Below are 20,291 nucleotides of genomic sequence, written 5' to 3'. Positions count from 1 at the left end.
ACCGACACATATATCGACCGCCGTTTCCCGGCTGAAACACGCCCCTATCGTTCCAGGAGTCCGAGCAGCGTTCAAGGCCCTCAGAACCGGATACTGATCAATGCCGCCGGCGTCTCTCCCCGACGCGCTTTCCCTGCTTGTCGCGTTCAGGGTGAGCGCTTCTGCGGCGGGAGGCCCGGTGCGAGGGTTCGACCGGTGATCGTGGCGACCCCCCGGAGGCAGCGATGAATCAGCGGGTCCCGGCCCGGCCCGAAGGCGACGGCGCTGGCGCGGATCCCCTCGGCGGGATCCGTGTCGGCCTCCACTCCGGCCAGCAGTACCCCGATTTCGCCTCCATCCGGACGGTGTGGCAGACCGCCGAGTCGCTCGGGTACGACTGGGTCTCGCTGTTCGAGCACTTCCGGCCGCCCCTGCTCGGGCCCGCCGGGCCCTGCCTGGACGGGATGACCGCCCTGGCCGCGCTGGCGGCGTCGACGAGCAGGGTGCGCTGCGCGATGCTCGTCACCCCGGCCGTGTGGCGGCATCCGGCGCTCCTCGCCGTCGCCGCGGCCACCGTCGACCACGTCTCGGGCGGTCGCCTGGAACTCGGTCTCGGCGCGGGTGGCGCGGATCTCGCGTTCGGCCAGTACGGCATCGAGCAGCCGCCCGCGCGCGAGAGGCCAGCCGTCCTGGACGAGGCGTGCCGGGTCGTACGGGCGCTGTGGGGCGGCGGACCGGTGACGTTCCACGGCGAGTACTTCCAGCTGCGCGAGGCGTACCTCGACCCGCGCCCGGTCCAGGAGCGCGTGCCGCTGGTCATCGGCGGCTCGGGGCCGCGCGTGCTCCGCGTGGTGGCCGAGCACGCCGATGTGTGGAACTGCCTCGCGCTGCCGTTCGCTTCGTACTCCGCCGCGGTGCGGGCGTGTGAGGAGAACTGCGCCGGGATCGGCCGGGACCCGGCAGAGGTGCGCAGGTCGATCACCTTCCGGGCGGTCGTCACCCGGGACGGGCGGAGAGCACGGCGGGCTGTCGCGGCCGGCACCTTCGGCCACCCGGCCGATCTCCCCGAATACCTCTGCTTCGGCAGCGCGCAGGAGTGCCTGGACAAGCTCGCGCCCTATGTCGAGCTCGGCGTCCGGGACTTCCTGCTGGCCTCGCGCCCACCGGTGGACTGGCGAACCGTGGAGCTGTTCGCCACCGAGGTCGCCCCGCTGCTGCGGGCGATGGGGGGAGCTCGGTGACCGTGCTCTGGCGGATCGCCGCGGACGACGCGGCCGTGCACTCCCTGATCGAAGCCTCCGACCGCGCGGCGGCCCAGCGCTCGGGCACCCCCGCGCCCGCTCGCCGCCTGTCGTCGACCCGCGCCCTGGTCGCGGGGCGCCTGGTGCACGTCGGGACGGTGGACGGGGTGCCAGTGGCGACCGTCACCGTCGGGCCCGTGCCCTCCTTCGACGCGTCGGCGGAACCGCTGCTGCCCTCCGCCGCACGTCCCTGGTACATGCAGCGGCTGGCCGTCCATCCCCGCTGCCCCGACCCGCTGGCGGGCGCGCGTGCCGTGCGACAGGCGATACGGACGGCGGCGGACGGCGGTGCCGACGTCCTTCGGGCCGAGGCCAATCCGGACCTGCCGGACGTGCTGCGCCTGCTGACCGCCCTGGGCTTCGTCCGGTACGGGACCGTCGACACCCCCGCGCCGCGGCGCACCCGCCTGCAACGGCCGGTCGGGCCGTGACCGCCGGGGTCCGGTCATGGCGGCGCCCCGTGGGCCGCGCCGGCCTCGGACAGGGCCGCACCGTCCACGAACACGGCCTGGACAACGGCCGGTTGCGCGTCGCCGTGTGGGAGTACGGCGCGACGCTGGTCGAGGTGTCCGTCCCGGACGGCGCGCGGCGGGCGAACCTCGTGGTCCGGCTGCCCGACCTCGCGGCCTACGAACGGAAGACGGATCGGGCCTACGTCGGCTCGACCATGGGCCGCTACGCGCGCATCGTGTCCTCCGGCACCGCCCGTATCGGCGGACGCCCTCATCGGCTGGCCCGCAACGCCGGTGAGCACCACATCCACGGGGGCCCCGACGGGTTCGACGCCCGGGTGTGGGACGGGCGCGCCGAGGACGGGCCGGACTCCGGCCGGATCGCCATGTGCCTGCACAGCCCGCACGGCGACCAGGGGTACCCCGGCAACCTGCGGTGCACCGCGACGTTCGAACTCCACACGGACGACCGGCTGGTCGTCCGCTACGAGGCGGTGACGGACCGGACGACCCTGTGCGGTCCCACCCTGCACGCGTTCTGGAACCTCACCGGCGGCCGCGAGCCGGTCGACCGCCACCTGCTGCGGCTGAACGCGGACGCGCTCGTCGAGGCGGGCGAGGAGTTCGTGCCGACCGGGCGGGTGCTGCCGGTCGACGGCACTCCTTACGACCTGCGTGCCGAGCGGACGCTCGGAGCCGCGGCACTGGACGGCTGCGTGGCCGTCGCCCCGGGGCCCTGGACGGCAACGCTCAGGGTTCCGGGCGGAGCCCGCGGCCTGAGGCTGGCCACCGACCAGCCGGGCCTGGCGGTCTACACCGGCGACCACCTGCCGCAGCCGCGGGCCGGTGTCTGCCTTCAGCCGGGGCCATGGCCCGACGCGCCGCACCATACGGCGTTCCCCTCGGCCGAGCTGGCGCCCGGTGCGGTCTACCGGAGCGAGACGACCTACACCTTCTTCCAGGAGACGAGGACCGGATGACGACGGAAGCGGACGACCGGCGGCACCGCAAGCTCTACGGCGTGGTCCACCTCCCCCCGCTCCCCGGAACGCCCTTCCATGTGCCGGGCTCGCTGGCAGCCGCCGTCGACGACGCGGTACGCGACGCCGAGGCCCTGTGCGAGGGCGGCGCCGACGGTGTCCTGCTGCAGACGGTGGACCGGGTGTACAGCGTCGAGGACGAGGCCGATCCCGCCCGGACCGCCGCGATGACCCTGTGCGCGTCACGGGTCGCCGACGCCACCGCGGACGGCTTCGAACTGGGCGTCCAGATCATGCGGCACGCCGTCCGCGCCTCGCTCGCGGTGGCCAAGGTGGTGGGGGCTTCCTTCGTACGCGCCGACGCGATCGTGGGGGCCACCTTGTCGACGCACGGCTGGGTGCGCCCCGACCCGCTGGAGATCATGGCCTACCGGCGGGCGATCGACGCCTTCGACGTCCGGCTGATCGCCGACGTCGACTCCATGCACTTCCGGTGGGCGGGAGAGGGCGAGACCACCGGCGGGGTCGCGCGTCGGGCCGAACTCGTGGGCGCCGACGCGGTCTGCGTGGCCCACCCCGACGAGGACGCGACGCTCGCCAAGATCGCGGACATCCGCGCCCGGTCGCCCCGGGCCACGGTCATGCTGGGCGGGTTCGTCACCCACGGGAACGCCGCGCGGCTGCTGGCGGACGCCGACGGCGCGTTCGTCAGCGGTTGTCTGACGACCCGCGGTGGCGGCGGCCCGGACGGCCGGGTGGACGTCGGCAGCGTCCGGCGGCTGGCGCGCGTCGTGCACGGCGGAAGCCGATGAGCCCGCGGTCGTACACGCTGCGGGAGGTGACCCGCCAGTTCACCCGGCTCCCCGCCGACCTGGTGGAACTGTCGCGGGTCGCGGAACCGGCCGCGGCCCGCGCGGCCGGGTCCCTGCGGTCCCTGGAACGCCTCGTGCTGCTGGGCAGCGGCGACTCGCTGCACGCGGCGCTGTCGGCCGCGCCCCTGCTCGCCCGAGCGGGCGTGGAGTGCGCGGTGCTGCCCGCCGCCACGTTCCTCCAGTCGCCGCCGTGGCCGGAGGCAGAGGCTCGGACCACCGCCGTCGTCGGTGTCTCGGCCTCGGGGGGCAACCCCACTGTCGTCTCCGCGGTGGCCGGGGCCCGCCGGCACGCCCGGGCCACGGTGGCGGTCACCTGCGCGGCCGGCAGTCCGCTGGCGCGCGCGGCCGAGACGTCCGTCATCGTCGACCCGCGGGCGTCCGAGCCCTCCCCCGGCATCCGCACCTACCAGGCCGTTCTGCTGGCGCTGCTGCACCTCGGGGCGGCGGTCTGCCGGTCACCTGCCCACCGGGGCGGAGGCGGACGCCCCGCGGACGTGGTCGCCCACACGGCCGCGCTCGGCGATCCGGAAACCATCGCGCGCGCCCAGTCGGCCACGATCGAGGGAGCGCGCCTGGCGGCCGGTCCGGTCGCGGCGCTCCTCGCCCCGGTGCCGGTGGTGCTCGTGGTCGCCGGCCCGGCGACGTCGGGGAGCGCCCGGTACCTGGCTGCGAAGTTCACCGAGACCGCCGGGGTGCCGGCCATGGCGGTCGACCCGGAGGACTGGTGGCACGTACACCGCTTCGGCCACGATCCCGCCCATCCGGTGGTCTTCTTCGTCCCCCCCGGCCCCGACCGAGGAGCCGCGCTGGAGACCGCCCGCCGGACGGCCCGCTCCCGGCGCCTCGTGGTCGTGGCGGGCGCGGCCGACGCCGAAGCCCGCGAGGTGGCGGCGGTCACCGTGCCGGTCGCCGAGCACGTCGCCGAGGTCGCCCGGCCCCTGGTCGACTCGGCGGTGTCCGGTCCGCTGGCCGCCGAACTGGCCCGCGTGCTCCACCGGCTACCGTTCGGCCGGCAGTGACCCGACCGGCCGCGGCGTCCGCCGGAACCGCTCTATCCGGGACAGGGCCGGGGTGAGCTCCGTCCAGCGGCGCGCGGTCGTCAGCCTGACCAGCCCGCCCGACAGGCAGAAGGTCAGCAGCCCGGGGAAGACGGAGACGTCGTGCAGGTCGAGCAGGTCGCGGAAGGCCAGGTAGGAGTCGGAGTAGTCCTCGAAGTCCGCGACGAGGTTGATGGAGTAGCGCGGCGCGGTGACCTCGGTGTCCGGCAGCCCCCGCAGCCGGCTGACGGCGGTGTCCCGGTTCCGGAGCAGCTCCTGCTCCCGCCTGTCCCGTTCCTCCAGGTAGCCGGCGTAGGCGGCGCGCAGGGTGTCGGCGGTCAACCCGTACCCGGTCTCGAACTCGGCGAGTTCGGACGGTCCCGCCTCCGCCTTCGACTCGAACCGCCAGCGCTCCATCCGGGCCAGCACCTCGACGGCGGTGTAGAAGAACGACGGCGGTCCGCCGTAACTGCTCGACGCGTACTCGTAGAACGCGTCGATGAACGTGCTGCCTGCCAGGATCCACCCCAGTTTCAGCCCTGGAGCCGACCAGTTCTTCGACAGGCTGCTGACGCGCACGACGTTGGCGGCGGCACGCGCCGGCGACCACCGCTGGCTCGGGCCGAGCCATTCGTGGCACTCGTCGAGCACGATGACGGTGTCGGGGCCGGCCCCCTTGATGAGGGCTTCGAGTTCCGCCTCGTCGACCAGTGCCCCGGTCGGGTTCGTGGCCGTCTGCAGGAGCACGAGCGGGGTGTCCGGACGGAGCTGCTCCAGCAGGGGGGCGAGCGAGGTCACGCCGTTCACCAGCGGGGTCGGTACCAGCCGCGTGGCGGAGCGGCGTGACATGGACTCGATGAGCGGCGGGTAGTTGGGGATGGCGCACAGGGCCGGCGCGGTGCTCCGCCGGCCGGTGAGCACGAAGTCGGTGAGGCCGCTGATGGCGAAGGTGCCGCCCATGGTCAGGGCGACGTTCCGCAGGTCGTAGAAGGCGCCGCCCAGTCGCGCGGACTCGTACGCGGCGATCGCCTCGCGCGCCGGTTCGCGTCCGCGCGAGTCGGAGTACCCGTACCAGTCCCGGCTCAGGGCGTAGGTGACGCACTCCTTGACCGCGGCCGGCAGTCCCCACTCCTCCTCGTCCACCGCTCCGGAGGAGAGGATCAGATGATCGGACCGGCGCAGCGATCCGTACAGGTCGTCCCGGAAGTAGAAGTTGAACATCTCCTTGACGAACCGCACGGTCGCCCGGGAGGCGAGGACCTGCTCGGGTGTCACGGTGCGGCGGTGCCGCGCCGCCCGCCACGCCTCGGCCAGCTCCGGACGGGACGAGCGCGCTCCGAGCGCCTGCTCGATCCGGCCGAGGTACAGGTCCCGCAGCTGCATCGCGTCGGTCGGGTCCGGCGCCCGTTCGAAGACCTCGATCAGGTACTCGTCCGGGCCGAACTCCTGGACCCCGGCGCGGGCCAGGGCCTGGTGCGTACTGGTCGCGTCCGCCGCGGCGGGCGTCGGCGGCCGCCTCCGCGACGGCGGCGGGAGCGCCGAGAACAGTGCGGAGAGGTCGGTCATCGCGCCCCCTCCGCAGCCCGGATACGCAACCGCTTGAGGTGCCTGGCCTGTCCGGCCACCGGGGCCCTGCCGCGGGTGCGCCCGTGGAAGTGGCGGGTGTTGTCGATGACGACGAGGCGTCCGGGCCGCCAGTGGAAGCCGAAGGCGCGGTGGCCGTACATCGCCGTGTGCAGCTCGACCAGGGCGCGGTCCACGGCCGCCGGGCCGCCGTCGACCCCGTCGGCGGCCCAGGCGAGCGGGGTGGCGCCGAAGTCGCGGAAGGAGAACACCGGCCGTCCGCCGGCCTCGCGGAGCACGGGCGGCGCCTCCCCGTCCCGGTCGTAGCGGGTGCGGTGGAGCACCTCCCGCGCGGTGTGCGGCAGAGCGGCGTGCACCCCCGCCATGGGGACGACGACCGTCTGCGCGGCACCGTCGTCGTCACCGGGCGACACGCACATCAGCACGATGTAGCGCGGCTGGGCCGGTGCCGGGGCGCCGCTGCTCTCCGAGTGCAGTGTCAGCGAGTTGGCCGCGAACGGCTGCCGGGCGGGATCGGAGGTCGCGGGGCCGTCGGTGCGGAGATTGAGGATCACCTGGTCCTCGACCATGGCCCGGACGTCGGGTGACGTCTCCGGCTGCGGCGTGCCGAGCGCCTCGCCGAAGACGCGGAACTCCTCGTTGCTCATCACGCGGTCCAGTTCGAGGTGGCCGACCCCGTGCTCGGGGAGCTGCTGGCCCAGAACCGCCGCGGCGGCGTCCGCCGGTGCCGCCGCCGCGGCGGGCAGTGGCCGCAGCGGCGCCGGGTAGCGGGCGCCGCTGTCGAGCCGCTCCCCGCGCAGGGCGACGTGGGGATGGTCGGAGCGCTCCCGGAAGGTGCCTCTCACGATGTCGCGGCCTCCTCACGCGCGATGTCGGCCAGGCGAGGCCGTTGGAGTTTGCCGGTGGCGGTGCGCGGGACCGTGTCGAGCCGGAGCCAGCGGACCGGCAGTGCGACCGGCGGGACCAGTTCGGCGAGGCGTGCCTTCACCGTGTCGAGATCGTCGGAGCGGGTCGCCACCAGGGCGACGACCTGCTCGCCCCACGCCGGGTGGGGCAGCGCGACGCAGCCGGCGTCGGTGACGGAGTCGACCGAGAGCAGCGCCCGCTCGACCTCCTCCAACGAGACCGTCTCCCCGCGGACCTTCGCGATGTTCTTGCCGCGTCCGGTGATGTAGAAGTAGCGGCGTCCGTCCGGGCCGGCCGCCCAGTAGCCGAGGTCCCCGCTGCGGAACCAGCCGCCCGCGAACGCCTCGTCGGTCAGATCCGGCCGGTGGGCGTAGCCCTCCATGACGTTGTGGCCGCGCATGCGGATCTCGCCGTGCGCGCCCTCACCGAGCAGCGTGCCGTCCTCGGCGAAGACCTCCACCTCGTTGCCGTGCAGCGGGACGCCGACCGACGGGATCCCGGCGTCGAGCGCGACCGCCCGGTAGGTCTCCTCCGAGGCGTCGGCCGGCACCGTGGTGGAGAAGTTGGTGGTCTCCGACAGGCCGTAGCCCTGCAGCACGCGCACGCCGAAGGCGTCCACGACCCGTCGGACCAGGGAGGAGGTCAGTGGCGCCGCGGCCGACACGAAGTAGCGCAGGTTGTCCGGCGGCCGCCAGCCGCGGCCCGTGGCCAGCAGCATCTCCAGCACGGGCGGGACGAGGCTCACGATGTCCGGGCGGTGCTGGTCGAGCAGCTCCCGGTAGGTGTAGGGGGAGATCGCCTGCGGCAGGACGGTGTGCGCCCCGGCGTGCAGCGCCGCGACGAGGGTGAAGTGCACGCCGTTCACGTGGTGCAGCGGCAGGCCGCCCATCAGCGTGCGGTGCCGGGTGAGCCCGTGGTGTCGGCGCACCGCCTCGGCGTTGCTGGTCAGCGCCCGATGCGACTGGACCACGAGCTTGCTCGCGGCTGTCGAGCCGGAGGTACCGAAGAGCAGCGCCGGGTGCGTCGCCGGCAGCGCCCGCGCGTCGGCGCACCCGGCGGCGTCGTCCGTCCCCTCCGGGGCCGTGCCGTCCGTGCGCTCCGCGTCGTCCCACGCGGTCGGATCCCACGGAACGGTCTGGGCGAACTCGGCCGCCTGCGGCGCCGCGTAGGGCGAGCGCAGGACGAGGTCCGCCGGACAGTCGGCCAGTACCGAGCGCAGCCGCCGTACCGGATCCTGCGGGTTGAGGAACAGGCACGGCGTCCCTGTCCTGAGAGCGGTGACGATGGCGACGACCGAGGGCAGGTCGTTGGCGGGCAGCAGGGCCAGCAGCCGGCTCGGGCCCACCCGGCCCCCCAGCAGGGTCGCGAGCCGGCGGCTGTACCGTTCGAGCTCGCCGTAGGTCAGGACGGTCGCGCCGCCGTCTCGCGGGCACCAGGTCAGGAAGGGGCGGTCCGGGCCGGCCGTCGCCCAGTGCAGCAGGTCGGCGGCCACGCTTGCCGCGGCGTCCGGCTGTACGCGTCCACCGTCGCGCACGTACGTGTGCACGCCCTCCGGGGGAGGCGCGAAGAACGCGGTCCGGCTCACGCGTCCCGCCCCGTCCGGTGTCCGGCGGTGGAGTCGACGAGCGCGCGCACGGCCGCGAGCGACGTGAAGTTGACGCGGGTCACGGACTCGGCGGAGAACTCGATCGCGAACTCGGCCTCCAGCCGCACCATGAGCTGGACGACGCCGAGCGAGTCGAGCCCGGCGAGCGCCGTGTCGACGTCCCGGCAGGCCGCGGTCCCGGGGGCGTCGGCGGCGACCTCCCGCAGCACGGCCACGATCCGGCCGCCCACCTCGTCGGCGGCGCCGGGGCCCGGCTGCCACGCCGGCCCGGGTGCTGGTTCGCGCGCGCTCATGCGATGGCCGTGTCGGGCAGTTGGTCACAGGTCTCGGCCGCCGGGAGGTCCTCGGCGAGGAACACCGTCTGGGCCATCATCCGATAACCGGACATCCTCTCCCGGAACGTCTCGATCGACTCCTCCGGATGCACGGAGTCGATGACGGCGTGCGGACCGATCGCGTTGAACTGGTGGGACACCGCGCGCGGGATCTGCATGTCGACCCACGCGTTCTCCGGGACGACCGCGTTGTACCGCGGCACGGTCACACCGTCCGGCGTGTCGGGCAGCTCGTCGGTGAACTGCTCCAGGGCGAACGGCGTGATGCCCTCGGCGTGCAGCATGTGGAACGGCGAGAGGCTCGACACCCGTATGCGCGTTCCGGGGCCCGTCATCATGCGCACGAAGCGCAGTCCGGTGTGCAGGTGCATCCTCGAACAGATGCCGCGCTGGCCCACGTCGTAGAAGTCCATCAGGTACCGGTCGGCGAAGTAGCCGTCGAACGGTGCCTCCAGCATGAAGACCTCGCCCTCCTCGAAGGTCTGCGCCCGGACGATGCCCTCCTCGTCGGGCGCGGTGGCCTTCGGTTCCGCGTGGGCTCGGCGGACGATGTCGGTCAGCGTGTCGACGAGCGCCTGCGCCACCGGCGCGTCGAACCTCGCCACCGGAGTGACCCGGCAGCGGCCCGCGTCCCGGAACTCCGTGACGTCGTGGACCTCGTTGAGCTGGTCGGGGGACCGCTTCAGCATTTCGCCCATCAGGACACCTTCTTCCGTACCGCCACCGGCTCGGAGCGTCGGTGCGGCTGCGTTCGATTGCTTTCCGTATCGGTGAAGTCCTCGTTCACGCAGGCCAGAGCTCCGCCAGCAGGCGCGCGATGCGGCTGCCGTGCGGCTGCGACATCAGCGCGTTGTGCTCGCCGCCGATGTCGTGCGCCACCGCTCCTCCCCGGGCGTGCCGCCGCCAGGCGGTGGGGACGTCGCGGGGCTCGGGACTCTCCGGCCTCACAAGGTGGACCTGCCCCTCGATGACCGGCACGTCGAACGCCTCGACCATGGCGAGGTTGCGGGCGAGGACCTCGATCAGTCGGCGCAGCCCGGCGTGGCGGTACTGCTCGGGGAGCGAGGCGTTCCCGCACGCCGCGGCGGCGAGCGCGCCCACCACCGCGTCGTCGTCCAGGCCGTCGAGGGCCCTCGGGTCCACCGGGGTCCGGTAGATCGCGCCGACCAGTGCGCTGAGCGTCTCGATCCGGCCGGCGCGCGTCACGTCGCGCTGCGGGAAGTACGTGCCCAGCAGCACCACTCCGCGGGGCGGCCGTCCGGCGCGCCCGAGTTGGTGGGCCATCTCGAACGCGACGAGGCCGCCGAACGAGTAGCCGCCCAGCACGAGGTCCTCGGGCCGGTGCCGGGCCGACAGCTCCGCCAGGTAGTCCGCGGCCATGGAGGGGATGTCGGGGTGCGGCTCGCACCGGGGGTCCAGCCCGCGGGCCTGGAGGCCCACACACCCGGCACCGGGCGGCAGCGCCGCGACGACGTCGGTGTATCCGCTGACGGACCCACCGACCGGGTGAACGAACACGAACGTCGTGTCGCGTTCGGCGGATCGCAGGCGGACGTACGAGGTGCTGGGCGCGCTCCGCTGCCGGATGAGCCGTGCCAGGCCGTCGATCGTCGGCGCCTCGAACAGCGCCCCCAGCGGGACGTCCGTCCGCAGCGCCCGGCGGATGTCGCCGACCAGCCGGACGGCCGCCAGGGAGGAGCCGCCGGCCGCGAAGAAGTCGTCGTGCGGGCCCGCCGTGTCGGTGCCGAGCGTCGCACCCCACGCCTGCCGGACGACCTGCTCGACGGCGTCCGGCGGGCCCTCCCCACCCGGCCCCGCCCCGCGGCTCACTCCGCGGTCCCGGGGCGGCGGCTCTCCGGCCGCGGTCCGGGCCGGCGACGGGCGGCCGCCGCGCCCCGCCCGCGACCACGTTCCACTGCCGCGCCCTGGCCTCGGTCATACGGCGGAAGCGGAACTCCGCGGCGGTGACGCCGTCGCCCAGCTCCACGTCGTCGCCCGGGTGCACGAAGAGCGGCAGGGACATACGCGACTCCTCCGCGGCGTCGCCCTGGTGGACGACCCGGTGCAGGAGGGCCGGGTAGCGGCCGCCGCTGGCGAGCTGCAGCATCTCCCCCGCCTGGACGACCAGTGCCCCCGGTTCCGCCGGGACGTCGGCCCAGCCGTCGCCGTCGTGGAACTGGAGGCCGGGCGCGCTGGGCGTGGGCATCAGGGTCAGCAGGTCGATGTCGGTGTGCGCCACCGCCCGCGGCCGCGTGGGCGTCTCGCCGCCGGCTCCCGGCAGGTACCGCTGGACGCGCAGGACGGTGGCGCCGAGGTCCTCGGACAGGCGCTGCGGCAGCGCGGGCAGGAGGCCGGCGCCGGCCTCGGCGACGTCGTCGGCCAGCCAGCCGAGCAGCGTGGAGACCAGGGCGAGGGCGTCGTCGAGGTACCGCAGGGCGGCGTCGGAGACCTCCGCCGGGTAGCTGCCCCGCGGGTAGACGTGGAAGAACTCCTTGCGGTCGGGCACGAACCCGCCCGCCGCCGGCTTCTCCGGGGGTGGGAAGTACCCGTCGGGCCGGTCGTCACCCGCCGCGTAGCGGTGTTTGGCGTCGGTCTCGAAGAACGCCAGCCACTCGTCGTAGACGGCGCGGACGCGGGCCGCCGGGACGGGGTGGTTGACGACGACCGCGCACCCCGTCGCGGCCAGCGAACGGCGGAACCGCACCGCGGCCCCGGGCGCCGAGCAGTCGATCGCAGACAGAACCACGAGACACTCCAGGTCCGGTGATGGTGGGAGAGAAGCGGTTTATCGGCGTCGGCCGTCGACAGGCAGAAAGTCCGCGTTCTCCTCGGGGAGCACGCATTCCGCACCGAATTTCTGGGAGGCGTTAGCGGTGACCTCGCACACTCCGGGGGCGTCACTTCGCGGTCCAATGTGCATGACGTAGTGAGAGAGCGTCAAGCCGTTCCCGTACTGCCGCTCAAGGTCTGACCGCCATTGGCGGATTCCGGCCGCCTCGGCCGGGTGCTGGATTTCGCAGGCCGCGCAGAACCTCTCCAGCGGCACGGGGACTTCCTGGAGCGGGGTGAACTCGGTTCTCCGGCCCGCCAGCTGGGGCCCGAAGACGCGGGCGGCCAGCGGCAGGCCGTCCTGGACCAGTTGGTAGAGGATGACGAGCGCTTCACCGTCGGGCTTGACGAAGTCGTCCAGCCTCTCCACCAGGGCGGCCAGCAGCTCGTTTCCCTCCGGGCCGCCGTTGGAGTTGAGCGTGCCCTCGATACAGTCCGGGGTCGGCACGAACGGCGGATTCGCCAGCACCAGATCATAGGGTTCGTCCGGCTGGAATTCCCGAATGTCCGCGACGGTGGAGCGCACGCGATGTTCCGGAAAACCGTTGGCGGAAGCGGTTCGGCGGTGGAACTGCTCGGCCCGCGGATTGACGTCGAGAAGGTCGACGTGCTCGGCGCCCAGTCGCAGGGCCATGAAGCCGAACGCGCCCGATCCGGCGAAGGGTTCGAAGACCCGCTTGCCGCGCGCGCGGGACGGGTCGTTCATCAGGTAGTTGAGCACCGCTCTCTGCAACCGGGTCAGCGGCAGGATACGCAGCCTGTCGTCCTTCTCGCCGACCTCCGCCTGGACGCTCAACCCGTTGGAGAACGTGTAGCCGATGACGTCGCCGTCGACCTCCTGCGTCCACGCCGCCAGGTCCGCTGCCATCAGCTCCACCTCCCGGCGTACGAGGAGGGCACCGGGCACCGGACGTCCTCGTGGTGCACGTAGAGGACGTCGCGGGCGGGGACCACGTCCCCGCGGCTGTCGACCCAGTGGACCGGGACACGCGCCTCGGACATGATGCGGCGCGAGGTCTCGGCGAGGTCCGAGTGGTACAGGCCGCGGTCGAAGATGAAGTGGTCGGCCGGCGCGTCCACGTAGCAGACCACCGCGTCGTAGGACGCGGCCAGTTCCTCGACCGCGACCGTGTCCGCTCTGCCACGGCCGAGGTCGGGGTGGTCACGCCGCAGTTCGGCGAGCATCGGGTGGGGCATGGGGGCGTCCCCCTCCAGAAGCAGCAGCCGGGCTTTCGGCAGTCTGCGGAAGGTGTCCAGGTACGGGGCGAAGGGCTGGGTCCGCGGGGACGGCGCCTTCTCGGTGAACAGCCAGTCGTCGATGCACAGGGCGTCCATGTCGGACGTCGTGTACAGCCGCAACGCCTGCTCGCAGGTCTGCACCAGCGGCTCGCCCCGGTCGTTGAACGAGGTGTTGAGCAGCACGCCCACGCCCGTGCGCTCCTTGAAGGCGCGCAGCAGGGCGTAGAACCGCGGATTGCTCTGCTCGGTGACCGTCTGGACCCGGGCCGTGCCGTCCACATGCCCGACGGACTCCAGCCGCTGCCTCCACTCGGCCCTGAGCGGCGCCACGACGGTCATGTACGGCAGGTCCTGGTCCGCCTCGAAGTAGGTGGACAGGTCCTCCCGGAGGACGGACGGCGCGAACGGGCGCCAGTTCTCGCGGTGCTTGATGCCGTCGTTGATCCGCTGCTTGATGCCGGGGACCAGCGGGTTGCCCAGGATGGAGCGGTTGCCGAGGGAGCGCGGCCCGACCTCCGAGCGGCCCTGCACCCAGCCCACTGTCCGTCCCGCGGCCAGCAGGTCGGCCGCCGCCGCCACGACGTCAGGGGAGCGGGCCCCGCGCTGCCCGTACGCGGCGGCCGCGGCGGCCGCGTTCTCGGCGTCGACGCGCCGTCCCCAGTAGGCATGGGTCATGTGCCAGCGACGCCCGCCGCCGGCCCCGGCGTTGCGGTGGTGGGCGTACAGCGCCCCGCCGAGCGCCGTCCCCGAGTCGCCGGCCTGCGGGTAGACGACGATCCGGTCGAAGATGCCGCTGCGCATGATCAGGCCGTTGGCCACGGAGTTGAGCGCCACGCCGCCGGTGAGCAGGAGGTTCGGGGATCCGGTCTCCGCCTTCAGGAACCGCGCGGACTTCAGCATGACGTCCTCGCAGATCGCCTGCACGGCGGCCGCCACGTCCTGGTGAAGCTGCCGCAGTGGCTCGCCGTCGCGCCGGGCCGGCCCGAAGAGCCGCGTGAACACGTCCGCCGCCAGCTCCGCCGACGTGTAGCGGTTGTCCTCGCGGGCTTCGAGCGGGGCGAAGGCGAACGCGCCCGTCTCGTCCACCAGCATGAACGCGTCGAGCTGCTTCCGGTACCGCTTGGGGTCGCCGTAGCCGGCGAGGGCCATGGTCTTGCCCTCCTCGCCGAACCCCCAGCCGAGCCAGAACGTGGCCGCCTGGTAGAAGTGGCCCAGCGACTGCGGGTGCGGTGTGGTGCGCAGCACCGTGATGTCGTGCCCGTGACCGTGGGCGAGCATCGCGGTCTCGGTCTCTCCGCTGCCGTCGACGCTGAGGACGGCCGCGTCACCGAACGGACTGGCGTAGTAGACGCCGGCGGCGTGGCAGAGGTGGTGGCGGATGTCGACGACGCGTTCTTCGGGGAAGCCCGCCGCGAGCAGCGAACGGCGCCACGTCGGGAGCCGCCAGTCCAGGTACGCGTCCATCTCGTCGGCCGCGCGGCCCCGCAGGAAGGTGCGCACCTGTGCCTTGCGCTCACCCAGGCGGGCCGGGTCGATGCAGTTGGTGACCAGATCGATCTGATCCGGCGTGATGGAGTGCTCCTCAAGGGCGTCGAAGAGCACGGACAGGTCGCTCGACATTCCGTGCTTGACGCGGTTGAAGCGCTCCTGCTCGTAGATGAACAGCGGTTCGCCGTCCCGCAGCAGGACGAAACACGCGTCGTGCTGCACCGCTTTGGTACCCAGGATGATCACGTTACCCCGCTGTCCTTTCGTCCCGCAGCCGTCCCGGACGTGCCACCTCGGTGCGGTCAGCGCGGGAGCGCGCCGCTCGCCGCGCCCGCCGTCTTGTCCAGCCAGGCCCGGCTGCGTCGGTCGGTGTTCAGAAGAGCGAAGGCCAGATTCCGCGAATAGTGGAGGACCTGCGGGTCGATCCGCAGGTGGCGGAAGGGCGACGGCGACTGGGACTTCGACCAGCCCATGTCGTCGGGGCGCATGTCGGGGTCCAGTTGCCCGCTCGCCACGGCCTGGTCGTAGAGGACCGTGCCGGGGAACGGCTGGACCATGAAGAACCCGCAGCCGTCCAGGCCGGCGTCCATGGCCCGGCGGGCCATGGCATAGGTCTCGCTGAGTTCGTCCAGGGTCTCGTCCGGGTAGCCGACCATGAAGTTGGCGTTGGTCGTGAAACCCATCTCGGACATGATCCTGACGAGCTCGAAGATGTCGCACTTGTCGATGCGCCACTTGGCCGTGGAGTACTTGTCGAGCAGGCGCTGGGAACCTGATTCGAAGGGCAGGCCGATACGCCGGAATCCCGCCGTGTAGAGGTGTTCCAGCAGCTCGACGTCCACCACGAGGTCGTCCCCGGAACCGGAACGCCGGAACAGGTGGCGGATGTTCACGCCGTTGATGTCGGCGAGCAGGAAGTTGTGGCTCTGCAGCAGGTCGAGCACCTTGTGCACGCGGTGCTTCCACGCCAGCAGCGAGTCGTCGTTGATGTAGACGAGTTCGACGCCCAGGCTCTTGAGGGTGTCCAGTTCCCGTTCCACCCGCTCCACGCTGTGGAAGCGCAGCCGCCCGATGTCGCCCGCCTCTCCCCCGATCTCCTTGGAGATGTGGCAGTACGTGCAGCGGTAGGGGCAGCCCCGGGAGGTCAGGATGGAGGCGAAGCGGGGCTTGGAGTCGTCGAGCCAGCCGTCGCGGCCGCCCCAGGGCTCGCTGATGGCCCAGTACTGGTCGTTCGGCAGCGCGCCCCAGGAGGGCATCGGGTACTCGTCCAGGTCGGTTGTGGCCGGCCCGGCGGGTGTCGTGACGGTCTCCCCGCCGCGGCGGAAGCTGATCGCCGGAACGGCGTTCAGGGACGGGGTGCCGGACCGCAGGTGTTCGGCGAGGCCGACGATCGACTTCTCCCCTTCGGAGAGAAAGATGACGTCGTATCCGCTGTCGAAGAAAAGCTGCTTCAGGCTCCGGGCGTTTACCCCGCCGGCCACCATGATCTTCTCCGGATAGACGCTCTTCACCAGCCGGGCTATTTCCAGGCACCGGCTCGTCTGCTGGGTGAAGATGGAGCTGACGGCAATGACGTCGAAGGGCTCGACCTCTTCCAGGATGCGTTCCGGCGTCAGACCGATGCGGAAGAGGTCGGGCGCTATCTCGGGGAGCGGGGTCCGGCGGTAGAAGGTGTCGGCCAGGTCGTCGCGCCCCGGCCGGCCGATGCTGGCGTCCAGGAGGTCGACGTCGAAACCCGCGTGCGCGAGAGCCGCGTGGATGTACGGCAGGCCGAGCGAACTGTCCGGGCGGCAGACCTCGTCGGGGTAGTACTGGAGCGTCGCGTACAGGCAGAGGAACCGCGGATCCTGAATTCGCCGGTCGAGCACTTCCATTACGGGACCTCTCCAAGGTGTCGATCCTTGCGGGGTGTCAGCGCAGCGCCGCAGTACTCGGAAGTCTCATTCCTTCTCATTGAATTCACATCGCACATGATGCTAGATATTCCCGCCGCAGGGTGTCAACGCACGGTGAATCGGTGTTCAGATTCAGACCAAATCAAGAATCAGATCGGCGGCCGCCGCCGCGCCCCCGGCGGTGAAGAGATCCCGCCGCAGCGCGGGCAGCCTCAGGCGGGGCCCGGTGGGCGAGGCCGCCGTGTGGACCGCGTCCCGCAGAGCGTCGGCGTCACAGGTCGCCAACGGGCGCCGCAGGTCCCAGCGCGCCACCGAGACCCCGCGCCGCACGCTGTGCTCCGCGTTCGCGATCTGATCCCCGTACCCCGGGAAGGCGACCATCGGCACGGCGTGAGCCACCGCCTCGACCGTCGAGTTGTAGCCGTGGTGGGTGATGAACACGTCGGCGGCGTCGGCGAGCAGCCGGCGCTGGGGCAGCACCTCCGCCACCACCGCGTTGCCGGGCCACACCGCTCCCGCGGGCGGCGCCCAGCCGCCGGTGGCCACCAGGAGCCGGTAGCGGTCGTCGCCGCCGAACGCCGACAGCAGGAGTCCCACCGCCGCCTCGACGAAGGCGTGGCCGGAGGCGGCGCCTCCCATCGACGAGCCGCGGCGGAACGTCGCGATGTTCGTGCCGAGGGAGAACAGCACGGTGAGCGGACCGGCGGGCCGTCGCCGCGGGGCGGCGCACGTGAGCTCCCCCGTGGCGGCGCTCCCCCAGTGGACGTCGCCCAGGAAGGGACCCAGCCAGCGGAGCGCCGGCCCGAGTGCCGCCTCCGTCGCGCCGAGCCGGCGCTCGCCCGCGGTGCCGCCCGGCGGCGGGGACTGCTCCTCGACCGCCGTGACGATCGACAGCCGGCGCGACGGGTACAGCACCGGCAGGCACACGTCGTCACCCAGCACGTCGAGGTGGAAGTCGCGCAGGAGGCGGTCGTTCGCGGCGAGCAGGGAGGGGTGGAGTCCACTGTGTTCCTCGACGAATTCCCCGCCCAGCGCCCGGAGGCCGGCGAACCCGATCAGAGAGGCCCTGGGGATTCCGAACGCGGCGGCCAGAACCGCCCCGCGCAGATCGAAGACGTCGTGCACGACAGCGTCGGGCCGGAACCCGGCGACCGCCTCCACCAGGGAGGCGAGCCCCTCCTGCGGGGCCAGGAAACTGCGGACGGCCAGGTGGGACGGCCCCGAGGCGGTCTGCGTTCTCGCGGGCGCCGGCGGCGGCCGGAGCGCCTCGAACTCGGCGCCGGTCGCGCGGAAGAGCGCGCCGGTGCCGGCCGATCCGTAGACCCGCACCCGGGGGCCCCGGCCGTGTGCGGTCAGCGCCGAGACGGCCGCGAGCATCGGATTGAGATGGCCGACCGCGTCCATCGACACCACGGCGACGCGCGGTGCGCCCGCTCTCCGCGGTATGCCACCGCCCGGCGCGTGGCCGGTCACCGGTCGGTCCGTTCCGAGAGGACGATCAGCGGCAGCGGGCGGCGGACCTGGACCGCCGGCTCGATGGTCGGCGTGGTGTGGTCGCGGCCACGGCAGAACGAGCAGGCCGTCAGCGGCCCGCTCCGGCGGTAGAGCGTGCTGATGAGCTCCCTGAGCTCGTCGGCGGGCCGCTCCGTCCGCAGGTCGATGACGTCGTCCGGAGCGTCGGGGAGCGCGCCGAGGTTCATGGCGTTCGCGGAGAACGGGCACAGGTACAGGCGCCCGTTCAGCAGGGTGACAAGGTCGTTGACGCAGCAGTCACGGAAGGTGCGCTCCAACTCGGCGCGGGTCCGCTCGACGGGTCCGATGCGGCCGGAGTCCGTCCACGTCGGCTTCTGGCTGAGCCAGTTGACGCCCTGCCGGGTGAGCGTCTCGGCGAGGGCGTCGTGCCGCACGGAGAGGCCGCCGTAGTCCGTGATCTTGACCAGCACCTTGGGATGCGCCAACGAGGCCAGGTTCGCGTCTCGGGGAACGATGGTGCCGTTGGTGTACACCACCACCCGCTCCGCCTCCGCCACGCTCGTCAGGAGGTCCACGGTGCGCCCGAACCGGGGGTTGGCGAAGGGTTCGCCGCCCAGCACCCGGAACTCGTCCACCCCGTCCACGGCGGCCATCAGCCGTTCGAGAGCCGTGTGCAGCTCGTCGAGGTCGGAATGGCGCGGGTGGGCGTAGTACTGCATCAGGTTGGAGCAGTCCACGCAGCGCATGGTGCACGCCTCGGTGACGACGACGTCGAGCGACCGCAGGCGCACCTGCGCGCTCCGGGCGAGAAGGGCCTGGCACTGGTTGGCGTAGTGGGTGATACGCCGCTCCCGCTCGCCCGGGAGCACGGGGGCGCGCGGACCGCTGAAATCCGTCCCCCTCAGCAGCGAGACGCTGAAGTGGACCCGTGGGAAGCGGTCGAGGAGCGCCGGCTGCCGCGCGTAGCGGGTGTGGTCCCAGGCGTCGATGACGCAGGTCGTCCCGGGGTCGAGGGAGGCGAGGGCGCCAGGGGGGATCACCTCCGTTCCGCACAGGGTGCCCCCGGCCTCGGCGAGAAGGGGGTCGCAGACGTACGCGACGTCCAGCCCCAGCGCGCGGAGGGCGTAGTGCGTGAGCTGGGCCACGTCACCGGCGCCGAAGATGACGATGCTGTCCTCGGGTGTCGCGTCTCCGGGGGTGAAGTCCCTGATCTGACCGGCCATGTGTTGGCGGACCTTTCCCGTGGGGTTGCCGCGCGGAGGCGTTCGCGGAGGTGGCGGGTTCACCTTCCGGCGTGCTGTGCCCGGCGCGCGCTTCGGTCGTAGTCCTCGGTGTTCGCCGCCTCGACGCGGGTGCTCGCACCGCGGAACCACATGCCGAAGCCCGCACGGGTGCGGTCCTGCGAGCGGTTGCGGTGGGCTCGGTGGACGGTGAGCGGGTGGTGGCACAGGAGGTCGCCGGGCCGCATCTCCACCGCCACCTCGCGCGCCTCGTCCCGCGGACCGAAGTCGGCCACCTCAAGGGCGAATCCGCGGACGCCGCTGTAGGTGTGGCGCCGCGGCCCCTCACGGTGGGAGCCGGGAAGGTAGCGCAGGCAGCCGGTCTCCTCGTCGAACGGCTCCTCCAGGGCCAGCAGCATCTCGACCCCGTTCGGTGGAGTGAGGCCGAACGCGCAGTTGTCCTGGTGCGGCGGTGTCGGGAAATCGGTGTTCGGCGGCTTGCTGAAATAGATGGGCGGCCTCGCTATCACCGCCTCGCCGACGAGCTCGGTTGCCAACGCGATCCACTTCCCGTGGTGCTGATACGAGTCGAAGTACGGATCGCAGTTCATGCGGTGGATCTGCCGGACCCCTCTTTTCCCGTCGGACCCGACCTCGTAGAAGACCTGTGTCTCCGGAAGGTCGGGCACGACCTCCCGGATGAACCGCTGGATCTCGTCCGCCAGTTCGGTGAGTTCGGAGGACGACAGAAACTGGCGGACCACGACGTAACCATCCCTGTCGAACGCCTGCTTGCGCAGAGAGTAATCCATGTCTGCCCGACCTCCGAGGCTCGATGTGAAGGGAGAAGGACCGCGGCGCCCGAGCCGCCCTGAGTCCTGTCTGACAAAGCTCGTCGTCCGCCCGTGGGGCGGGGCCGGCGAGGTCCGGCATGGTCGACCGCGGGGCGGAGGACGGGGGTACTCCCTGCCGCCGGGCCCGGGGGGAGGAAACGCGGCGGGCTGCGCCGACGACCGGCAACGCGGCGCGTGGGGGCACCCCGTGCGCGGTCATGGGGGGGCCAGGCGAGATCTGTCGGACAGGGCCTGGCCGGTG

Annotated in this window: 17 protein-coding genes and 1 pseudogene; 5 read left to right on the top strand and 13 right to left on the bottom strand. The window is 72.5% G+C overall.

Annotated elements, in window-relative coordinates:
• Positions 1-224 precede the first annotated feature (224 nt).
• From BS72_RS07250 to BS72_RS07230, 5 genes are read left to right on the top strand one after another with little or no spacing between them, the layout of a single operon-like run.
• Positions 225-1,220 (top strand): LLM class flavin-dependent oxidoreductase, encoded by a 996-nt coding sequence (locus BS72_RS07250; protein ID WP_078901118.1) that lies wholly within the window; start codon positions 225-227, stop codon positions 1,218-1,220.
• Positions 1,217-1,711: a hypothetical protein gene (locus BS72_RS36340; protein WP_051950782.1), complete on the top strand. Its 495-nt coding sequence runs from the start codon at positions 1,217-1,219 to the stop codon at positions 1,709-1,711. Before BS72_RS07250 ends, BS72_RS36340 begins: the two co-directional genes overlap by 4 nt.
• A gap of 29 nt (positions 1,712-1,740) precedes the next feature.
• Complete coding sequence (locus BS72_RS36335) at positions 1,741-2,712, top strand: aldose epimerase family protein (RefSeq protein WP_051950781.1); 972 nt, start codon at positions 1,741-1,743, stop codon at positions 2,710-2,712.
• The gene (locus BS72_RS07235) at positions 2,709-3,524 is read left to right on the top strand and encodes a BtpA/SgcQ family protein (RefSeq protein ID WP_078901117.1); all 816 of its coding nucleotides are present in this window, start codon (positions 2,709-2,711) and stop codon (positions 3,522-3,524) included. The genes BS72_RS36335 and BS72_RS07235 overlap by 4 nt, the downstream gene beginning before the upstream one ends.
• A complete protein-coding gene (locus BS72_RS07230; RefSeq protein WP_037908067.1) occupies positions 3,521-4,603 on the top strand; it encodes an SIS domain-containing protein in 1,083 nt (360 codons plus the stop codon). Before BS72_RS07235 ends, BS72_RS07230 begins: the two co-directional genes overlap by 4 nt.
• Here the strand turns inward: BS72_RS07230 and BS72_RS07225 are convergent.
• The 13 genes and pseudogenes from BS72_RS07225 to BS72_RS07165 all read right to left on the bottom strand — a co-directional run bounded on the left by BS72_RS07225 (position 4,583) and on the right by BS72_RS07165 (position 20,008).
• Positions 4,583-6,187 (bottom strand): pyridoxal phosphate-dependent aminotransferase, encoded by a 1,605-nt coding sequence (locus BS72_RS07225; RefSeq protein ID WP_051950780.1) that lies wholly within the window; start codon positions 6,185-6,187, stop codon positions 4,583-4,585. The genes BS72_RS07230 and BS72_RS07225 overlap by 21 nt on opposite strands.
• Positions 6,184-7,050 carry a TauD/TfdA family dioxygenase gene (locus tag BS72_RS07220; RefSeq protein ID WP_051950779.1) on the bottom strand — a complete coding sequence of 289 codons (867 nt, stop codon included), beginning with the start codon at positions 7,048-7,050 and terminating at the stop codon, positions 6,184-6,186. Before BS72_RS07220 ends, BS72_RS07225 begins: the two co-directional genes overlap by 4 nt.
• A complete protein-coding gene (locus tag BS72_RS07215; protein WP_051950778.1) occupies positions 7,047-8,696 on the bottom strand; it encodes a class I adenylate-forming enzyme family protein in 1,650 nt (549 codons plus the stop codon). Before BS72_RS07215 ends, BS72_RS07220 begins: the two co-directional genes overlap by 4 nt.
• Positions 8,693-9,010, bottom strand: coding sequence for a phosphopantetheine-binding protein (locus tag BS72_RS07210; RefSeq protein WP_037908065.1), 318 nt, complete (start codon positions 9,008-9,010; stop codon positions 8,693-8,695). The genes BS72_RS07215 and BS72_RS07210 overlap by 4 nt, the downstream gene beginning before the upstream one ends.
• Entirely contained in the window at positions 9,007-9,750 is a 744-nt protein-coding gene (locus BS72_RS07205) for a hypothetical protein (RefSeq protein WP_232792263.1), read from the bottom strand. The genes BS72_RS07210 and BS72_RS07205 overlap by 4 nt, the downstream gene beginning before the upstream one ends.
• Positions 9,751-9,835: 85 nt before the next feature.
• Positions 9,836-10,882, bottom strand: coding sequence for an alpha/beta fold hydrolase (locus tag BS72_RS07200; protein WP_037908064.1), 1,047 nt, complete (start codon positions 10,880-10,882; stop codon positions 9,836-9,838).
• Positions 10,883-11,108: 226 nt separating this feature from the next.
• Positions 11,109-11,291: pseudogene (locus BS72_RS39780) on the bottom strand (2OG-Fe(II) oxygenase family protein); the annotation flags it as partial.
• 546 nt (positions 11,292-11,837) lie between these two features.
• Positions 11,838-12,749 (bottom strand): RsmD family RNA methyltransferase, encoded by a 912-nt coding sequence (locus tag BS72_RS32040; protein WP_157856166.1) that lies wholly within the window; start codon positions 12,747-12,749, stop codon positions 11,838-11,840.
• Positions 12,749-14,854, bottom strand: a complete 2,106-nt coding sequence (locus tag BS72_RS07185) for a carbamoyltransferase family protein (protein WP_037908062.1) — start codon at positions 14,852-14,854, stop codon at positions 12,749-12,751. The genes BS72_RS32040 and BS72_RS07185 overlap by 1 nt, the downstream gene beginning before the upstream one ends.
• A 56-nt stretch (positions 14,855-14,910) precedes the next feature.
• Entirely contained in the window at positions 14,911-16,482 is a 1,572-nt protein-coding gene (locus tag BS72_RS07180) for a B12-binding domain-containing radical SAM protein (protein WP_051950776.1), read from the bottom strand.
• Between the two features lie 153 nt (positions 16,483-16,635).
• Positions 16,636-17,907 carry a glycosyltransferase gene (locus BS72_RS07175; protein ID WP_157856165.1) on the bottom strand — a complete coding sequence of 424 codons (1,272 nt, stop codon included), beginning with the start codon at positions 17,905-17,907 and terminating at the stop codon, positions 16,636-16,638.
• A gap of 65 nt (positions 17,908-17,972) precedes the next feature.
• On the bottom strand, positions 17,973-19,199 hold the full coding sequence (locus BS72_RS07170; protein WP_037908058.1) for a radical SAM protein: 1,227 nt from the start codon (positions 19,197-19,199) through the stop codon (positions 17,973-17,975).
• A gap of 59 nt (positions 19,200-19,258) precedes the next feature.
• Positions 19,259-20,008 (bottom strand): phytanoyl-CoA dioxygenase family protein, encoded by a 750-nt coding sequence (locus BS72_RS07165; protein WP_063835998.1) that lies wholly within the window; start codon positions 20,006-20,008, stop codon positions 19,259-19,261.
• Between the last annotated feature and the right edge of the window lie 283 nt (positions 20,009-20,291).

This window comes from Actinacidiphila yeochonensis CN732 (assembly GCF_000745345.1).
GTDB classification, from domain to species: domain Bacteria; phylum Actinomycetota; class Actinomycetes; order Streptomycetales; family Streptomycetaceae; genus Actinacidiphila; species Actinacidiphila yeochonensis.
This window is presented reverse-complemented; position numbering and strand designations above follow the sequence as displayed.

Excerpts from the sequence above, each read along its gene's own strand:
- BS72_RS07250 (WP_078901118.1), top strand. The coding sequence starts at position 225 with ATGAATCAGCGGGTCCCGGCCCGGCCCGAAGGCGACGGCGCTGGCGCG.
- BS72_RS07235 (WP_078901117.1), top strand. The coding sequence starts at position 2,709 with ATGACGACGGAAGCGGACGACCGGCGGCACCGCAAGCTCTACGGCGTG.
- BS72_RS07230 (WP_037908067.1), top strand. The coding sequence starts at position 3,521 with ATGAGCCCGCGGTCGTACACGCTGCGGGAGGTGACCCGCCAGTTCACC.
- BS72_RS07225 (WP_051950780.1), bottom strand. The coding sequence starts at position 6,187 with ATGACCGACCTCTCCGCACTGTTCTCGGCGCTCCCGCCGCCGTCGCGG.
- BS72_RS07210 (WP_037908065.1), bottom strand. The coding sequence starts at position 9,010 with ATGAGCGCGCGCGAACCAGCACCCGGGCCGGCGTGGCAGCCGGGCCCC.
- BS72_RS07205 (WP_232792263.1), bottom strand. The coding sequence starts at position 9,750 with ATGGGCGAAATGCTGAAGCGGTCCCCCGACCAGCTCAACGAGGTCCAC.
- BS72_RS32040 (WP_157856166.1), bottom strand. The coding sequence starts at position 12,749 with ATGGCAGCGGACCTGGCGGCGTGGACGCAGGAGGTCGACGGCGACGTC.
- BS72_RS07180 (WP_051950776.1), bottom strand. The coding sequence starts at position 16,482 with ATGGAAGTGCTCGACCGGCGAATTCAGGATCCGCGGTTCCTCTGCCTG.
- BS72_RS07175 (WP_157856165.1), bottom strand. The coding sequence starts at position 17,907 with ATGGACGCGGTCGGCCATCTCAATCCGATGCTCGCGGCCGTCTCGGCG.
- BS72_RS07170 (WP_037908058.1), bottom strand. The coding sequence starts at position 19,199 with ATGGCCGGTCAGATCAGGGACTTCACCCCCGGAGACGCGACACCCGAG.
- BS72_RS07165 (WP_063835998.1), bottom strand. The coding sequence starts at position 20,008 with ATGGATTACTCTCTGCGCAAGCAGGCGTTCGACAGGGATGGTTACGTC.